Raw genomic sequence first — 17,839 nt, 5'->3', positions numbered from 1 at the left:
CCTCCTGCTTCATTACTTGATCTGGAAAACGAGATACGTCGTTACGAAATAACTGACAATGATTAAAACCGAGGGCAGAAGATAGCTCCACGACTGCACCTTTTTTCTTGTAATGCTGTAAATAATCAGCAGGATAAACAAAACCGAGGCCGCCCCCGTAAAAAGGTTGGCCGGGGAAGACTGCTGAAGAAGGTTTCCTTTGATATAAATCAAATCGGTAATCGCCAGGATCATTAAGTTGAAGGCATTACTGCCAAGCAGCGAACTGATCCCAAGATTGAAGTTTCTCAGCTTCAGAGCTGTGGCTACACTGACCGCATCAGGGAGTGATGTACTGATGGCTACTAAGAAGGCACCAATAAACGATGCTCCAATTCCAGTGATGACAGATATCCTTTCGGCTGTGACGGTCAAAACACTCCCGATGACCATGATGAGAAAGGCATACATCACAAACTTGAACAGCACCTGCTTATAAGTGTAGTCCTTGTAGCGGTCGTTCTGTTTTTTTATTTTCCTCCCCTGGTAGGAAGTCCGGTCATTAATGAATTTAGAACCGATAAAGTACAGGAGAATGACGGCAATGGACGTATAACTGATGTGGAAAATGTGGGTGGGAAGAGTCAGGCTCAATCCAGCTATGACAATGATCGTCATATAAATAACCAGCCATCCGTACATCCGGCTTTCCGCTGTGGCATGGGTCAGAATTTGATATCGCCTGTAGATGATATCAAAAATGGCCAGCCCCATAATGTTAAATAAGTTACTTCCGATTAAATTACCAACAGCCAGATCAGGGCTGTCAATGATAATCGCTGTTACACTTGATGTCAGCTCCGGCAGGGAAATGGCGATCCCAATGATCGCTCCCATAAACGCAGAGGACGCTCTTGTTTTTTCCTTTACTGCATCTCCATATATCGATAAACGGGAGGCAACAAAAAATGTACTGATCCCTGATATGATAAAGAGTGCAAAGATGATCCAGCTGCTCATATAATCACTCCAAATTTCATTCTCGCAACTTCTATCCCATTCCCCTGTCCCCCCTCATATAAACGAAAAGACCAGCGGAAAACGCTGGTCTTTTCTGGATAACGCCTCAGGATTGAGGTACGGGCTCACTTTCATGCTCTTTGATCAAATCAGCGGTCAACTGTCCGGAGAGCGTCACCATAGGGACGCCGCCGCCCGGATGGGTGGATCCGCCAACAAAGTACAAGCCTTCAAACACCTGACTCTTGGAAGGGATCTTGAATCCTCCATTCGACTTCTTATCGGCCGCAATGCCGTAAATGGACCCTCCGTTCGGACCGTAGAGAGCTTCAAGATCTTCAGGCGTAAAGCGGTATTCAAACTCAATCGAATCACGCAGGCCTTCGATTCCCATACGTTCCAGCTTATCCAACACCACTTCCCGGTAGGCATCCCAGTCGACAGGCTTCTGTTTTTTGCCCGTCATCGGCGGTACGTGGGTCAGCACAAACAAGTTGTCCTTGCCTTCGGGAGCCTGCGTATCATCGGAACGAGCGGAAATGCCGATATAGATCGTTGGATCGTCCGCCGGCTTCCCTTCTTCGAAAATCTGCTTGAACTCTTTCTCAGGATCTTCAGAAAACAGGAAGTTATGGTGCTTCAAGTGGTCAAACTTACGGTCAGTACCAAGAAGCAGCACAAGACCGGAAACCGTTGGATCAAACTTCTTCTCGAGAGATTTTGTTTCCTTCTTCACTTTGGATGTCTTCGGCGCAAGCTTTCTGTATGCCGGAATAGCTTCGAGGTTGGAAACGACGATATCAGCCTCGTGAAGAGTACCACCTTCCGTCTCCACACCCGTCACACGGTCGTTTTCGACAACGAGGCGCTGCACAGGTGTGTTCAACTGAACATCCACACGAAGCTCTTTCATCAGCTGCCCCATACCTTCTGCAATCTTATACATGCCACCTTTGACATAGTGGATCCCGAGCCCCAGCTGCACATAAACAAGCTGATTTAATATGGCCGGTGCTGAATACGGGTTGGACCCTACATACATGACGAAATAGTTGAACAACTGCTCCAAATAGGGATTGTTGAATTGTTTATGTGTGGACTTCGCAACGGTACTCATTGGATCCATCTGCATCAGCTCGTTCAGCTTATGATGCTTCTTCAAATCTTTGAGATCCTGAATGCTGTATTTATAAAAACTCTTCATACACAGTTCATACATATCCTGGCTGTAGGAGAGAAAATCCGTCAACTTCCGGTTCGGCCGGTTCGTCACTTTGGACATTTCCTCAAGCATGTTCGGGAGGTCACTCGTTACATCCAGCTGTGTCCCGTCCTCAAAGAACGTGCGCCACTGCGGCTCTACCCGTTCAACTGTAATGTAATCTTCCAGACGACGGTGAACACTGGCAAAAAGCTGCTCCAGCACCCACGGCATCGTCAGTATGGATGGGCCTGTATCAAACGTGAACCCTTTCCCTTCTCTTCGGTTCAACTTTCCGCCGATATTGCTGTTCTTTTCAATGACCTTTACATCATAGCCGTCTCCGGACAGCCGGATCGCAGCTGACATTCCACCTAGTCCTGCACCTACAACAATCGCTGTTTTCTTGTTCAAACCCATCCACCTCCAAATTTAATAAACAAAAGGAATGAAGCGGTATCTTTTCACACACCATTCCCTGTACATATCCCCGTGTTCTTTCGTCAACATCGCTTCTTCAAGCCGGATTCTATGTAGTAAAGCGACTGTTATCATTATGCCAAATAGAACAGCGGGATAGACATTGCCGGTTCCAAGGCAAAACCCGACAATGATAAAAAACAATCCTGTATACAAAGGGTGCCGCAACAGCCGGTAGGGCCCTGAACTGACGAGTCTGTCCCCTCTACGGACCGCTACGTTTCTCGTAAACTGCTCCTTCAAATGAAGGATTCCCCAGTACCGGAGAAAGGTCCCTGAAGCATACAAGATTAATCCTGTCCACCACACCCAGGGGGCAGTAGTGATTCCAACCTCCCCTTCCCTTAATATAAGAGAAGAGCCGACAGTCAAGACGACCATAATAAAAATCAGTGGAAAGGAACGGTGCTCCTGATCATCACTGTCCGATCTGTCGTTACGGAAAATGAAAAATTCCGCAAGCCAGAAGACGGTCACGAGCATAAAAAGCAGTTCAAAAACAGTCATGACAGCCCAACCCCCTCCTTTCCACTTTCATAGCTGCTACTATGCTCCTTTTTCCCCTGTTCTTCCCAACGTAAACAGGTCTTGCCCATCGTCCTGCACGTCTTTACTATATAAAGAAAGGAAGGAGCTTTATGATGGAAGCATTTTACTGGGTTTTTATTCTGTCCGCTGTAACCACCACTTTTTTTGTGATCTTCAGGAAATTATCCAGAGGGACCTACTGGACGATTGCGATCCTGGCCCTCTTCTACCTGCTTGTCCTTTCCTACAGCCTGCTGAACGGTCCACACTAGCGTCGTTCGTCCCTGTGCTGTTTATTGATGGCCTCACGGATGTGATAGAGTTCGGCATACATAGCTGTCACGTAGACGAGCAGGATGCTCAAAAACATGGAAAGGATAAAGGATGTTCCACCGAGGTCAAATCCGAGAACGGCAGAAAAGCCGACAATCGCCCCGATGATCACTCCGATGGCGGTTAAGTAGATGATTTTTTGGAACGTTACAGAGTAAAACATGGAAACAAACACCTCTTCCTACTTTTATATCTATCTTCTACTATACCCCGGGCCGGCTCCCCTTACACGTAGAGACACTAAAGACAGGAGGGGATCCGCACTTTTCCAAATGTCTTCTCAAGCCCGGCACAGCAGTCTTTAAAAAATAAAAAAAGTGCAACCAAAAGGTTGCACTTTTAAAGCGTTCCGTTTATGCTTGCATACGTTGTGTTTCTTCTTCCAATCCGTGTTTCTTCTCGGATTCGGCAACAACCACGGCACAAGCAGCATCGCCTGTAATATTCAAAGCTGTTCGTGTCATATCAAGAAGACGGTCGATACCAATGATCAACGCAATACCTTCAACCGGAAGGGAAACCTGGTTCAGTACCATGGCAAGCATGATCAGACCGACACCTGGGACACCGGCCGTACCGATACTCGCGAGCACAGCGGTTAACACGACCATAATTAATGAAGCAAAGGATAAATCAGATCCATAAACCTGAGCGATAAAGATCGTCGCCACACCCTGCATAATCGCTGTCCCATCCATGTTGATGGTTGCCCCGAGAGGCTGGACGAAACTACTTACGGATTTCGGAACATTTAAGTTTTCCTGAGCCGTTTTCATGGAAATCGGCAGAGTTGAACTTGAACTGGATGTACTGAACCCAACCGTCATTGCCGGGAAAAATCCTTTGAAGAACGTAATCGGGTTCATCTTACCAAGGAAAGAAACCGCTGAACCATACGTTACGATTGCATGGATAAACAATCCGAGCAGGACGACAAACATATACATACCCATCGCACGCATACCGTCAATACCCATCGTTCCAATGGCTGAAGCCAGAAGACCGAAAGCACCATATGGCGCAAAACGCATAATCAGATTAACGAGGAACATCATAATCTCGTTCCCCTGCTCCACCAGTTTATAAATGCCTTCGGTTTTCTTACCAAGCATAGCCAGAGCAAAACCGATAAAGATTGCAAAAGCGATGATCTGCAGCATGTTGCCATCTGTCATAGACTGGATCGGGTTGGTCGGAATGATGTTCGTAAAGGTTTCTACAACACCAGGAGCTTCCTGAGCCTCATACTCCGCACCGGTCGTACTGATATCAATATTGCCCGGCTGAAAGAGATAAGCCAGTCCGATGGCAATGGAGATGGCGATAGTAGTCGTAGCCAGAAAGAATCCGATGGTTTTTCCGCCGATTCTCCCGAGTTTCTTCGGATCCCCAAGGGAAGCTGTTCCCAGTGTGATGGAGAAGAACACGATCGGGACGACGAGCATTTTGATAAGATTTAAAAAGACCGTCCCTAATGGACTGAAAATATAGGCATCCAAAGTCGTAAATAGATCAGGGGCAGCTAAGTGAAGGCCCAGACCTACGACAGCACCAAGGATTAAACCTATAAAAATCTTGGTTGTTAACTTCATGACGTAACCTCCTGAAAACAAATATGATAGCGCTTTCTTATTATTTCCTTTGAATGCAGTTTTTTGAAAAAGTGTGAAAAATTGCATTCTTAAACCATTAAAAAAAGACGTACGCAGTGGGGCGTTTGTACCTCTTTGGGTATGAGTGTCTAAACGTAGCTTCAATCATTAACTTTTGGCTGCAACCATATGGATGGATCGTGCTTTATAGATTATAGCACAGAATGACTAAATTTTGAATAGAATTTGCTGGCAGTTTTTTATGCATGCGCTTCAGGAACAGTTTTCATACGATTCACCGGCCGGAAGAACCGCTTAAGGACAGTCTTTACAGGAATATGAGAAATTTTAGAATTTATTACAATTTTATAAAAATATAAAACCGGGTGCATATTATATACATTTCATGCATAAAAAAACGGCCGCCTCTGAAGCGGCCGTTCTTATTAAAGAACTCCCTCTTTTTCCCATTTTTTGAGTTCTCTCCGCAGGACCTTGCCGCTGATCTGGGTCTTGGGAAGTTCCGCTGTAAAGGCTATTTCCCTGGGAGCAGCGTGTGCAGCCAGGCTGCTCTTCACAAAGCCGCGGATGTCTTTTGATAACTCTTCCGAACCTTCATATCCCTCATTTAAAACGATATAGGCTTTTACGATTTCCCCGCGTACATCATCCGGCTTCCCAATGACCCCGGACTCTTTGACCGCAGGATGCTCCATCAGCTTGCTTTCAATTTCAAAAGGACCGATCCTTTCCCCGGAAGAGTTGATCATGTCATCACTCCGTCCCTGGAAAAAAATATAGCCGTCTTCATCCATATAGGCCAGATCACCAGCCAGGTACCAGTTCCCTCCGAAGGGAAAATAAGTATTGTATTTCTCAGGATTTTTCCATACTTCCTTCATCATGGACGGCCAGGAGGCCTGTATAGCAAGATGACCGGTTTCATTGGCCGGAAGCTCCCTGCCCTCTTCATCCAGCACAGCTGCCTTTATTCCCGGGATCGGCCGTCCCATGGACCCCGGTTTAATGGTTCTCGTCGGCAGGTTGGCTACAAGCTGCGCCCCCGTTTCCGTCATCCACCACGTATCATGGATTCGAAGTCCCCACGTTTTATAAGCCCAGTGAATAACCTCCGGGTTTAACGGTTCCCCGACACTCAGCACATGCCGCAAGTTGGATAAATCGTAGTCTTTATGAAGACCTTCCAACTGGGATTTCAGCATTCGGAAAGCGGTCGGTGCACTGTACCAGACAGTTACCCCCGCCCGTTCCAGTACTCCGTACCAAGCCTCGGCAGAAAAACGTCCTCCATGAATGACGGTCGTTACCCCGTTCAACAGGGGAGCAAACACTCCATACACCGTACCTGTCACCCAGCCAGGGTGGGCGGTACACCAGTAAACATCCGACTCATGGAGATCCAGTACCCAGCGTCCTGTCTGGTACTGCTGGATCATATTCCGGTGGGCATGGATGATGCCTTTCGGCTTCCCGGTCGATCCGCTCGTATAATGAATGTTTAAACCGTCCTCCAGATCGACCCATACCGTTTCAAATTCCGGAGTTTCCTTTTCTGCTTCTTTTGTAATTGAAATGTACTCTCCGTCCTGTTTGTCGGTAACAAAAATAGTCTTCAGACTTGGAATGTCTTCCGGGATAACACGATCCAGGAAAGAGTGGTCGGTTATTAAATATTCCCCTTCACAATCGTTGATCCTGTCCTTTACCGCTTCTTCCATAAAAGCTTCAAACAGTGGACCGACGACAGCACCCAGCTTGATGGCAGCCAGCATGGCGATGTGGCAGAAAGGATGCTTGGGAAGGAAAACAAAAACGAAATCCCCCTTCTTCACGCCATTCTGCTGGAGCACACGCGCCCAGCGGTTCACTTCACGCTGAAGTTCAGCATACGTGTACGTGGTCTCTTCGCCTTCAGATAAAAAGTGCAGAGCTGTTTTGTCGCCTTTACCTTCTGCTACGTGTCGGTCGACACACTCATAGGCCATGTTTACCTTCCCCGTCCCATGCCAGGTGAATCTGGAGTGGATTTCCTTCCAATGGAACGGATCCCCTTCCCTCCATTCGCGTCCGACCTGATAATCTCCCTTCGCAGGTGGAATAGTTACGGTTGTCATAGTTGTACCTCCTTATCGTTTCGTAAAATCAAGTTCCCGGAGAATCTGCTCTTTCAATTCACCCAGAACGGCATCGCCGCGTTTTCTCGGTTTCGGTCTCTGGATGAACAGCTCCGACTCGATTCGTCCCGGCTGCCCTCTCATGATGACAATGCGGTCACACAGATAAAGGGCTTCATCAATATCATGCGTAACCAGGAGGGTTGTAGTGTGATGCTGTTCCCATATCGAAAGCAGAAGATCCTGCAGCTGCATCTTCGTAAAAGCATCCAGTGCGCTGAAAGGTTCATCAAGAAGAAGGATGTCCGGGCGGCTGAGGAGTGACCTTGCAATAGCGGCCCGCTGTGCCATACCACCGGATAAATCCTTGGGATAATGATGCTCAAATCCTTTTAACCCCACCGTTTCAATCAGTTCCAAAGCGGCCTCCTTTTTGGACGGTTTGGAAAAACCGAATGTGACGTTATCGAGGACATCCAGCCACGGCATGAGACGCGGCTCTTGAAACATCATTCCGAAAGCATTGGCGTGATTTTCAGATTTTGTCCGGATGCTCCCTTCGTACTCCGGATCCAGACCGGAAAGAACACGAAGAAGCGTACTCTTCCCACATCCACTCGTACCGAGCACTCCGACGACCTCTCCTCTTTTTACCTGTAAATCTATATTTTCAAATCCTGTCGTTCCGGATTGGAACGTTCGTGACACTTGATTGACTGCCAGCACATGGATCGTTCCTTTCTGTTAGGCATTTTCTAAATTATCCTGCCACTTCAATGCTCTCGTCTGTATTCTCTTCAATACCTCATCCGTAAGTTTGCCGAAAACAGCAAAGAGAAGGATGCTTCCAATAACAATGGCAGGGGCAGACGTATTCTGACCATACACCATCAAATAACCAAGTCCCTGGCTGGCACCCAGCAGCTCAGCGGCTACGACGAACATCCAACCGAGACTGAGGCCGCTCCTGAGTCCAACGATAAACGATGGAAGCGCGGCTGGCAGGATGATTTTTTTAATCTGCTGCAGACTCGTAAATTGATAGATACGCCCGACTTCAATCAGTTTCCGATCGACTCCCTGAATGCCGGACGTTAAATTTAAATACACAGGAAAAAACACCCCGACAGCCACAAGCGTAATTTTCGACGCTTCACCAATTCCGATCCAAAGGACGAACAAAGGCACCCAGGCAAGCGATGGTATCGCCCTCAGCGCCTGAAGCATCGGATCAAGCAGCTGGCGGGCGAGGCGGCTGTATCCTGTAGCTGCTCCAAGTACAACAGCTGCGGACAGACCGGCAAGAAACCCGGCAGATACACGGTAAAGGGTAATGCTGATATGCCCCCATAATTCCCCGTCCTGCGCCATACCGGTCATTTCCTCAACAACAGCTGTTGGAGAAGGCAGCAGGTAAGGGGCCACCCATCCCGCCCGGGAAGCTGTTTCCCATAGAACGAGCAGCAGCACCGGAAGAATCAGTCCCAGCCAAGCTCCTCCCCGCTTCCTTTTCGGAGACGTCTTGATTTTCGTTCGCTGCACAGCTGGTGATGAAACAGCAGCTTCTGTACGACTGGACATCGTTGGACCTCCTTATTTAATCACTTCTTCGGCAAATTCAGGCCGGACAAGCTCTTCCGTCAACTGGTCAACATCCACATCCGGTTTGATCACTTCTTCTTCCTGCAGGACTGTGCCGGCGCCTTGAATGGTTTCTTTCAAAGCATCTCCCGGAACCGGGCCGGACAAGTCGTTGCGGTCCAGACTCTTCTTCGCTACCTCAAGATCGAGATTGGCTTCCTCCGCTAGAATTTCAGCGGCTTCATCCGGATGTTCTATCGTCCACTCCCGTGCTTTTTCGTAGGCTTTAATAACATCTTTCACGACGTCAGGGTGTTCATCTGCAAACTCAGAGCGGACATTCAACGTCCCGTACGTATTGAATTCAGGCTTTCGGTAAAACAACTCTGCCCCGGCTTCCAGTTCATTACGCGCCATGTGGGGGTCGAGCCCTGCCCATGCATCAACATTGCCGGAGTTCAAGGCGGATGCCCCTTCGGGATGCTGCAGGTTGACAAGCTCAATATCATCCACACTCAGACCGTGATCCTTTAAAGCACGGACAAGGAAGATATAAGGATCGGTCCCGAGCGTCGCAGCGACTTTCTTCCCTTTCAAATCCTCTACAGAGGAAATACCGGCATCCGGATTCGTCACTAAAGCGGTCCATTCCGGCTTGGAATAGAGGTAGATGGATTCTACAGGAGCATTGTTCGCTTTAGCCATCAGCGCGGCCGCCCCAGCCGTCGAACCGAAATCAATACTGCTGGAATTCAAAAACTCAAGCGCCTTGTTGCTTCCCTGGCTGAGCACCCATTCCACTTCAATACCCTGGTCTTCAAAAGCTTCTTCGGCCCACCCTTTTTCTTTCAGTACGAGACTGGTTGGGGAGTAATAGGCATAATCAAGGGTCACTGTATCCAGCTTATCTTCCTGACCTTCCGCATTACTTGAGCACCCGGCAAGCCCTACAGCGGCCGCTGCTCCAATAACAGCTATGGCTTTTTTCCAATTCATATTTTCCCCTACTCCCTATTTAAATTTCGCATGCATACGTATCGATACTTCCACGCAGCCGCTGTGCTTCTTTGTAAGTACAACGGTTATGGACAACTTCAAGACCCGCTTCACTGGCGATTTCCGCTGCTTTTGGTGAAATGACACCTTCCTGGAGCCAGAACACGCCGGGTTGGATGTCTGCTGCTTCTCTGGCAATTTCAATCGCCGCTTCAGGGCTTCGGAAGACCTGGACGACATCCACGTTGAATGGGATCGATCTCAAATCTGGATAAGCTTTCTCTCCAAGCACTTCTTCCTCCCGCGGGTTCACGGGCACAATCTGATAGCCGAGCCGCTGCATTTTTCTTGCAAGACGGTGACTCGGGCGGGAAGGCTTTCCGCTGAGACCTACAACAGCCAGCCGTTTCGGACGTGTCTTTCCTTCTTCCGTTATTTTCGCAGAGCTCAGCGCCCACTTGATGACTCCTTCGTCATTCTCTGTAATGGCGCGTTTTTCGGATGCATTTCCCGTCGCTTTGGCAATGGCACGGTCAAGGTCATTAATCAAATCCTTGCTGGATTCAAGTCCGATAGAAAGACGGATGAGCTCTTCCGTCACGCCGCTTGCGGCGAGCTCCTCGACGGAAAGCTGCTGGTGCGTAGTGGAGGCCGGGTGGATGATCAGAGACTTCGCATCGCCGACATTAGCGACATGGGACCACAGCGAGATGTTGTTGATCACCCGACTTCCAGCCTCTCTTCCCCCTTTGATTCCAAACACGACAATGGAGCCGTAGCCGCCCTCTAAATACTGATTCGCCAGTTCATGAGCGGGATGGTTTTTCAATCCGGGATAGGAAACCCAGTCCACATCCGGGTGTTCCGCCAAGTATGCAGCCACTTCCAGGGCGTTATCTGAATGACGCTCAACACGAAGATGAAGCGTTTCAAGTCCCTGAAGCAGAAGAAAAGCATTCTGCGGACTGAGGCAGGAACCAAAATCACGGAGCAGCTGGACACGAAGCTTGGTAATATAGGCGAGCGTACCGAAATCCGCTGTATAAACAATTCCGTTGTAGCTCGGATCCGGCTCTGTGAAAACAGGAAACTTTCCATTGCCCCAGTCAAATTGACCTCCGTCGACAACGACGCCGCCGATGGCTGTACCATGACCGCCAATCCATTTCGTAGCCGAATGGACGACAATGTCAGCTCCGTGTTCAATCGGACGGCACGTGTAAGGTGTGGCAAACGTGTTGTCTACAATCAGCGGGATTTCATTTTCGTGGGCAATGGCGGACACTTTCTCAAAATCAAGTACGTGAAGACTCGGGTTGCCGATCGTTTCGGCGAAGACCGCTTTCGTGTTCTCATTGATGGCGTGTCTGAAATTTTCAGGATCAACTGGGTCCACAAAACGAACTTTAACGCCATATCGTGGTAAAGTATTGGCGAATAAATTATAAGTTCCGCCGTACAGATTGGAGGCTGCCACGACTTCATCTCCTGCCCCCGCCACGTTCAAAACAGCAAGAGCAATGGCAGACATGCCGGAAGCTGTCGCAACAGAAGCCACGCCGCCTTCAAGAAGCGCCATACGCTTTTCGAAAACATCCACCGTTGGATTTCCGAGCCGGGAATAAATGTTTCCTGGTTCATCAAGGGCAAAAAGGCTCTGGGCGTGATCGGTGTCATGAAAAACATAGGATGTCGTCTGGTAAATCGGGACCGCCCGTGAACCGGTTGTAGGATCCGGGGACTGGCCTCCGTGCAGAGAAATGGTATCGATATCGTAGCCTTCAAAAGTATTGGTCATTGTATGTCCTCCTAAAATTGATTATTCCCATCATTTTAATAAGCATTTTGAGAAAAGGGGCCTCTCCAGTGCTTTCAGCCATGCAAAAAGCCCCCTTCCATATAAGAAGAGGGCTGAACGTTCGAGTATCCTCCTCTTATCTTCCAGATCCATGATCTGTAGGACTTGGCACCTTTTCAAACCGATGTTTGAAGGTTGCCGGGCTTCACAGGGCCTATTCCCTCAGCCGCTCTTAATAAGAGTAATGGTCATTTAATTTTGATTATAATGTGAATTATAGCTGATTCTCCACGTAAGTGTCAATAACATTCTGAATTTTTATATAATGGAAGCGTCAATGGTACTTTTCAGCTGATGAACGATATCTTCACCGCTCTCAATTCCGATGGATAAGCGGATCACGTAATCATTCACCCCGATTTTTTCGCGCTCCGCTTCTGACAGAGCTCTGTGCGACGTACGGACAGGGTAGGATACGGTCGTCTGGACGCCTGCAAGTGTAGGGGCAATTTTAATCCACCCGAGAGACTTGAAGAAGGTTTCCACATTAACACGCCGGGATAATTCTATCGTGACAATGGCTCCATTTCCCCGCTCGGATACGAATTCCGGATAAAACACTTGATCGACCCCATCATGCTGTTGAAGAGCTTCTGCTACGCTTTGGGCATTGGCAGACTGCTGCTTCATACGCAGAGCAAGCGTTTTGGCCCCTCTCTGGGTCAGCCATGCTTCAAATGGACTTAAATTGGCTCCCAGGGTGACGATTTTCTGAGAAGCCTTGGAAATCAATGGCTCCGCTCCGACAAGAACGCCGCACGTCACGTCACTATGACCGCCTATGTATTTGGTAGCGCTGTGAACAACAAGGTCTATTCCGTACTCATAAGGCTGAACAAGGTAAGGGGTGGCAAATGTATTATCCACCATCGTTTTCAGACTGTGTTTTTGAGCGAGCTGCTGAAGGCCCTTTAAATTTTCCACACGCAGGAAGGGGTTCGAAATCGATTCCGTATACAGCAGGTTTGTATGGGGCTGGATGGATTTCTCAACCTCTTCCAAATCGGTAAAGGAAACCATGGATACCTCGATTCCGAAGGCGGGCAGTTCTTTCGTCAGAAGTTTATGTGTCCCTCCGTACACATCCTCTGCGGCTACGATATGGCCGCCTGGTTCAACAGCCGCCAGAATACCTGCCAGGATTGCAGACATACCTGAAGAAGAAGCGACCCCTGCCGGAGCACCTTCCAGCTCAGCAACGGTGCCTGCAAGCTCATCGGTATTCGGATTCTTTTCCCTTGTATATAAATATGGACTTTCTCCTTCATAATAACTTTCAAGATGGTCGAGATCCTTAAAAGTAAAGGCGGACGTCTGGTAAATCGGTGTAGTCTTGCTGTTGTGCACCTGTGACTGATCCTGTTTATGATGGACAATTTTTGTTTCAAAGCTCGGTTGTGTCATTGGTCGACTCCTTTCAGATCACTTAATCAAGAATTATATCGATGGAAAGGTGTTATTGTCAAAGTTTTTCGACATATTCAGACACGGCCGAGATCAAGTGGTGCCGGTAAACCGATGTGTGGGGAACCCATGACACCGCCTTCATGTCTTCTGTTTTTCCAGTGCACACAGAAACACCTGTGACCCTTTCTTTTTCTCCGGTCAACCAAGGAGACAGTTGTTTCAGAGGAACGGCAAGGACATCTGCCACTTCATGTCCAATCGGCATATCCCCGCCCGTCCATGTATAGAAAAACAACCGGCAGATTTCCCTGTCCACCATGCCTTTCCCGCTCAATTCTTCTTTTACATATCCCGCCGGGGTTAAGTCAGAACGTTCCAGGGACAGTCCAAGTTCCTCCCTGATTTCCCGCAGGCCTCCTGGAATCAACCCCTCCCCGGATTCGATGTGTCCGGCGGCCGTTATATCATAGAACCCGGGATAGTCCGCTTTATCAAAAGCTCTCTTCTGAAGCAGCATATGCCATTCAGAATCCGACTTTGCCAAAACCCAGCAGTGAAATGTTTCGTGCCAGTCTCCGTCTCTGTGAACCTCTCCCCGGGCTTTGACCCCCGTTTTTTCTTCTTTTTCATTAAAAATATCCAGTAGTTCATCCATCGCTTTTACTCCTCTCCATAAACACGACTGTTTCCATAATTACTGTCTATGATATCCAGAAGTTTAATTTATCAGCAAGGAGGAAACCTTAAACAAAAGGAGGTGGAACGATGACCGAAAAGAAAACACGCCGCGGCCATGTAGAGCAGTCGAATGAGGCGGCAGAAGCCTTTAACCGTTCAGCCAAATTCAATCAGGCTTTTTCCCACGAACCACCGGAAGCTTTACAGGAAGATCACAACCATTCGGAAGGAGATTCCCTTCTCCACCATTACTCTGATGACGACAAATGACCTGCGTTTACCCGCGGGTTTTTTTATGTCACATCAAAAATATAGAAAATTCTGTTAGTATAGAGAGGAGTGTGAGAAGCATGATGAAAGGATGAAAACACCATGGGGAAAAACACAGCAAAATGGAAGTGGCTCATCATTGGCGCTGTCCTGATCATTTTTGCAGGAGGTACATACATTTATACAGGTTCTCAGGACTCCACAAAACTGGTTCACGAAGCAGACAGTTCCTTACTTAGAAAGGCCAAGCCTGTCGATATGGAAGACGTTCCCGGCAGCTGGAAGGAAATCGAATCCGAGGAGCGCCTGCATGAGTATTTTGAAGAGCGCATTCCTGGTCTGGCCCTTGCTCGGAAAGAAGGGTTGACCACCACACCTGACGCCTCGGCCTCACTGCCGGGTCGTGACGGCCGGGCCCGGATTTACGAGGTGTGGCATGGGGAAAGGTTTATTCACTTCCTGTACCGTATTGATTTATCCGCCCTCCTTTCTGATACGGAAGGTACGGACGGCATCGGAAATGTGCCGTTGCTGCAATCCATCCATATGAAAGCGACGGAGGACCAAAGCGCCCAGACATTGGACCTCAGGCAGGCAGGATCCGGGAACCGGGAAGCTGTCATCTACGAAAACCGTCTGTATGGAGCGATTTCCACCCCGCCGGTCGGTGACCCTTGGGACCTGAGTGACTTTGAGATGAAGGTTGAAGAGGTTAACCGGACGGTACCGACATCCCTGACGTTCCAAATTAACGGGGAGGACTATGAAACAGAAGCTGTCCCTGTTTCCTACGTATATAATGAGGAAGCGAATACCTTGAAAACATTCACTACCACCGAAACGTACGAAAAAGGCGGACTCGTCATTAAACCGGAAGAAGTTCAGATCCGAGCCTCCTACGGAAAAATGAACATGCACATTGAAGATGAACATGATGCGTTCAACCATACGATGCAGGCCTATCTTAAGAGGGACACAGGAGAACGAATCCCGGTATTCCTCGGATATGATCAAAAAGAAAACGAACACACGTATGAAGGACGGTTTCAACCATTAGGAGAGATCCCTGACGAGCTTTCGCTTGTTGTGGAAGATGTCCACCTTAAGGAAGATGCCTCTTATTCATTTACTGTGGATATAGACAGTGTGGACTTGAACGAGTCTACTTCGGAACGGATCAGCGAAAAAATCGGCGAAGCACGCCAAACGGATATTTATCTGGACAGCGTGGAAACGACGAGTGACCAGCGCATGAGCTTGGAATTGAGCTACAGCCCGCACGACTACCACCAAAGCGAAAAACTGGTCGGAGAATCCTTTCACCCCCTTCCCGCATCAGGAAAAGGGCAGGAAGAACATCCTTCTTTCGTTTCTGTACAGGGAGATGACGGCCGGGAAATCCAGGCCGATTATGCAGGCACAGATGGGATGGCTACAATCTCCTTCCCAACCCACGACATACAGGAAGCCTCGACGCTCACCGTTACCGTCAACCAAATGGTCTATGCAAAAGAAGTCGATGCGACCTTTGATTTGAAACCCCAATGACAAAGCAGAGGCACAGCCTCTGCTTTGTGGCTGTAGAAAAGGCCTTTGTTAACCAGTGAGAGCTGTCCATTTGTCGTGTGAAGGGACACATTCCGCTTATTGGTGGATGAATGCCGAGGGCTCGCGCTCCGCTGACTTGTCCAGGAAGACCGCCTGCCCAAGTGGACCTTCGGCTTGTGCTGTTCGCGCGGGCATCACCACCGAACACTCCTCGTGCCGACGTTAGAATTTATAGGAGAGATTGTGCCCTATGCAGGTTCGCCGATTCCAAAGAACGGTAAGGGCTGCGCTGTTGCCGGTTACGTGGAAAAGAAAAAGAGAAAGAACAGGCGCTGGTGGCAGCTGCCTGCCGGAATATGAAAAAAACTCCCCAAGGAGCGGTGCCCCTTCTACTCCTGCGGAAGAACGAGTGGTCCGAGATCGCCGAGCGTGGTTTTTTTGCGAGGAAGCTCGGGCGCTCGTCCGCGGAAAGGGAAGGGGCTTTCGCTCCTGGCGGTAAGAAAGAAAAAAGCTTGTAAAGAAACGGGGTTTCTCTACAAGCTGAAAGCAGAGGCGCAGCCTCTGCTTTCATAGTGCGTCTATGAATTGAGATGCCGCTTCATTGAAGCGGTCATAGTGGGTGGCCGGTGTCTGGTGATAGGCATGCTCAATCACAACCATTTTTGCCTGCGGACAGCCCTGGTAAAAATGACTGTGTTCACTGATCCAGAACTCCTTGCTTCCATATACGAGAAGCAGCGGCTGACTTAAATTCCTCAACCGGTGACTGCAGTCATAATGAAGCGCCCGTTCATAAAAAGCATACCACGCTTCAGGATCAGACTTCGCCATATGTTCATTCAGCTCCCGCTTCAATCCCCCGTCCCTGAAGTGGGAATGGCTTAACAACTTGGCGAGGGTTTCCGGACTTTTTTCCACCCAGTACATCCCCCCGTGAAATTCAAAGCGGAGCCCGCCGGTTTCGACCTTCGGAAACCCCCCTGCCAAAATGACCGCTTTAGCACGCTCAGGGAATGTCAAGGCTGTTTCCTGAGCTACCATACCTCCACACGAATAACCGGCGATGACCGCCGACTCCAAATGAAGATGATCAAGCAGTGCCACCACTTCCCGGGCATACCAGGTAATGTCAGGGGAGTGAGTCACCACTTCCGAGTCTCCGTTCCCGCTCAAATCAGGCAGGAGGATCCGGTACTTTTCCGCCAGCTCATGCTGCATCTTGAATACTTTCCGTCCCATCCCAGGCGGATGGATGAAAACAATCGGCTGCCCTTCCCCCAAATCCTCATAGAACAACGCTTTCCCTGAATGGCTGTCTGTATAATAAGGCATCCCTGTCACTCCCTGATCGATTATCATGGACTCTTAGGATTCCCTTGATCGAACGGGTTATTCAACCGGGTATTTATGTCCATTTTAAGAACAGTCCATCAGCAGATTGACACGTTGTTTCAGGCGGTCGTACACTAGAAAGGACTCTATATCCCGGAAGGAGAAACCTATGAAGCGCTTGTTACTGTTAGGCGGATTGCTCAGCCTCGCCTTCATCCTTGCGGCCTGCGGATCCAATGAACTTGAGAATACATTAGATTGGGAAGTCCAATCTTTTGAAGGGACAACCCAGAATGGAGAATCCTTCTCTACGGAAGATTTAGAAGGCGAAGTATGGCTGGCAGACTTCATTTTCACCAACTGCAATACCGTCTGCCCGCCCATGACGAGAAACATGGTGAAAGTGAAGGAGATGTTGAAGGAAGAAGGGGTGGAAGTACATAGTGTCTCCTTCAGTGTAGACCCGACTGTCGACACTCCGGACAAGCTGAAGGAATTCGGAAGTAAATACGGAGTGGATGAATCCAACTGGACATTCTTGACGGAATATACGCAGGAAGAGATTCAGGCGTTTGCACAGGAGAGTTTCAAAACATCTGCCCAGAAAACGGAAGGCAATGATCAGGTCATCCACGGTTCTTCCTTTTACTTAGTCGGAGAAGACGGGAAAGTCCTGAAAAAATACAAAGGGGACACAGATGTTCCATTTGAACAGATTGTGGAAGATACCAAAACCGCCGTGGATTCATAAAAAAGAAGCCGTTCTCCGTATGGTGAACTATAACCCGAATAATGGACACTTATAAAAAAGTGCCCCGTTATTCGGGTTATTTCTATCTCTAGAAATTTAACCCGTTTATAATGAAAATAAGTTTATGAACGGAGTGGATGGAATTATGAG

Annotated in this window: 17 protein-coding genes and 1 riboswitch; of the genes, 4 read left to right on the top strand and 13 right to left on the bottom strand. The window is 48.6% G+C overall.

Features of this window, described 5'->3' with window-relative positions:
• Positions 1 to 12: 12 nt before the first annotated feature.
• The 3 genes from GLV97_RS19210 to GLV97_RS19200 form a co-directional block, all read right to left on the bottom strand.
• Positions 13 to 999 carry a sodium:calcium antiporter gene (locus GLV97_RS19210; protein WP_160839652.1) on the bottom strand — a complete coding sequence of 329 codons (987 nt, stop codon included), beginning with the start codon at positions 997 to 999 and terminating at the stop codon, positions 13 to 15.
• A gap of 106 nt (positions 1,000 to 1,105) precedes the next feature.
• A complete protein-coding gene (locus GLV97_RS19205) occupies positions 1,106 to 2,620 on the bottom strand; it encodes a phytoene desaturase family protein (protein WP_160890361.1) in 1,515 nt (504 codons plus the stop codon).
• Between the two features lie 12 nt (positions 2,621 to 2,632).
• A complete protein-coding gene (locus tag GLV97_RS19200) occupies positions 2,633 to 3,187 on the bottom strand; it encodes a methyltransferase family protein (RefSeq protein ID WP_160890360.1) in 555 nt (184 codons plus the stop codon).
• A 131-nt stretch (positions 3,188 to 3,318) separates the two neighbouring features.
• Between GLV97_RS19200 and GLV97_RS19195 the strand changes: the two genes are divergently transcribed.
• A complete protein-coding gene (locus GLV97_RS19195; protein ID WP_160890359.1) occupies positions 3,319 to 3,480 on the top strand; it encodes a hypothetical protein in 162 nt (53 codons plus the stop codon).
• On the opposite strand, the gene GLV97_RS19190 is transcribed toward GLV97_RS19195, so the two are convergent.
• The 9 genes from GLV97_RS19190 to GLV97_RS19150 all read right to left on the bottom strand — a co-directional run bounded on the left by GLV97_RS19190 (position 3,477) and on the right by GLV97_RS19150 (position 13,765).
• Positions 3,477 to 3,704, bottom strand: coding sequence for a hypothetical protein (locus GLV97_RS19190; protein ID WP_160890358.1), 228 nt, complete (start codon positions 3,702 to 3,704; stop codon positions 3,477 to 3,479). The genes GLV97_RS19195 and GLV97_RS19190 overlap by 4 nt on opposite strands.
• Positions 3,705 to 3,894: 190 nt before the next feature.
• Positions 3,895 to 5,133 (bottom strand): dicarboxylate/amino acid:cation symporter, encoded by a 1,239-nt coding sequence (locus tag GLV97_RS19185; RefSeq protein WP_160839647.1) that lies wholly within the window; start codon positions 5,131 to 5,133, stop codon positions 3,895 to 3,897.
• 446 nt (positions 5,134 to 5,579) lie between these two features.
• Positions 5,580 to 7,268 carry an acetate--CoA ligase gene (acsA, locus tag GLV97_RS19180; protein WP_160839646.1) on the bottom strand — a complete coding sequence of 563 codons (1,689 nt, stop codon included), beginning with the start codon at positions 7,266 to 7,268 and terminating at the stop codon, positions 5,580 to 5,582.
• 12 nt (positions 7,269 to 7,280) lie between these two features.
• Positions 7,281 to 7,994 carry an ATP-binding cassette domain-containing protein gene (locus GLV97_RS19175; protein WP_160839645.1) on the bottom strand — a complete coding sequence of 238 codons (714 nt, stop codon included), beginning with the start codon at positions 7,992 to 7,994 and terminating at the stop codon, positions 7,281 to 7,283.
• Between the two features lie 18 nt (positions 7,995 to 8,012).
• Positions 8,013 to 8,849 carry an ABC transporter permease gene (locus GLV97_RS19170; RefSeq protein WP_160890357.1) on the bottom strand — a complete coding sequence of 279 codons (837 nt, stop codon included), beginning with the start codon at positions 8,847 to 8,849 and terminating at the stop codon, positions 8,013 to 8,015.
• A gap of 12 nt (positions 8,850 to 8,861) precedes the next feature.
• The gene (locus tag GLV97_RS19165) at positions 8,862 to 9,845 is read right to left on the bottom strand and encodes an aliphatic sulfonate ABC transporter substrate-binding protein (protein WP_160890356.1); all 984 of its coding nucleotides are present in this window, start codon (positions 9,843 to 9,845) and stop codon (positions 8,862 to 8,864) included.
• A 19-nt stretch (positions 9,846 to 9,864) separates the two neighbouring features.
• Positions 9,865 to 11,643 (bottom strand): PLP-dependent aspartate aminotransferase family protein, encoded by a 1,779-nt coding sequence (locus GLV97_RS19160; RefSeq protein WP_160839642.1) that lies wholly within the window; start codon positions 11,641 to 11,643, stop codon positions 9,865 to 9,867.
• Positions 11,644 to 11,776: 133 nt separating this feature from the next.
• A riboswitch (SAM riboswitch) is annotated at positions 11,777 to 11,885 on the bottom strand.
• A gap of 76 nt (positions 11,886 to 11,961) precedes the next feature.
• On the bottom strand, positions 11,962 to 13,107 hold the full coding sequence (locus tag GLV97_RS19155) for a trans-sulfuration enzyme family protein (protein WP_160890355.1): 1,146 nt from the start codon (positions 13,105 to 13,107) through the stop codon (positions 11,962 to 11,964).
• A gap of 58 nt (positions 13,108 to 13,165) precedes the next feature.
• Positions 13,166 to 13,765 (bottom strand): NUDIX hydrolase, encoded by a 600-nt coding sequence (locus GLV97_RS19150; RefSeq protein WP_160890354.1) that lies wholly within the window; start codon positions 13,763 to 13,765, stop codon positions 13,166 to 13,168.
• 110 nt (positions 13,766 to 13,875) lie between these two features.
• On the opposite strand from GLV97_RS19150, the gene GLV97_RS19145 reads away from it, so the two are divergent.
• On the top strand, positions 13,876 to 14,058 hold the full coding sequence (locus GLV97_RS19145) for a hypothetical protein (protein ID WP_160839639.1): 183 nt from the start codon (positions 13,876 to 13,878) through the stop codon (positions 14,056 to 14,058).
• A gap of 102 nt (positions 14,059 to 14,160) precedes the next feature.
• On the top strand, positions 14,161 to 15,606 hold the full coding sequence (locus GLV97_RS19140; RefSeq protein WP_160890353.1) for a hypothetical protein: 1,446 nt from the start codon (positions 14,161 to 14,163) through the stop codon (positions 15,604 to 15,606).
• 567 nt (positions 15,607 to 16,173) lie between these two features.
• Here the strand turns inward: GLV97_RS19140 and GLV97_RS19135 are convergent.
• Entirely contained in the window at positions 16,174 to 16,938 is a 765-nt protein-coding gene (locus tag GLV97_RS19135; protein WP_160890352.1) for an alpha/beta fold hydrolase, read from the bottom strand.
• Positions 16,939 to 17,107: 169 nt separating this feature from the next.
• On the opposite strand from GLV97_RS19135, the gene GLV97_RS19130 reads away from it, so the two are divergent.
• On the top strand, positions 17,108 to 17,689 hold the full coding sequence (locus GLV97_RS19130) for an SCO family protein (protein ID WP_160890351.1): 582 nt from the start codon (positions 17,108 to 17,110) through the stop codon (positions 17,687 to 17,689).
• The last annotated feature ends 150 nt before the right edge of the window (positions 17,690 to 17,839 follow it).

The organism is Halobacillus litoralis, assembly GCF_009856355.1.
Taxonomy (GTDB): domain Bacteria; phylum Bacillota; class Bacilli; order Bacillales; family Halobacillaceae; genus Halobacillus; species Halobacillus litoralis_B.
This window is presented reverse-complemented; position numbering and strand designations above follow the sequence as displayed.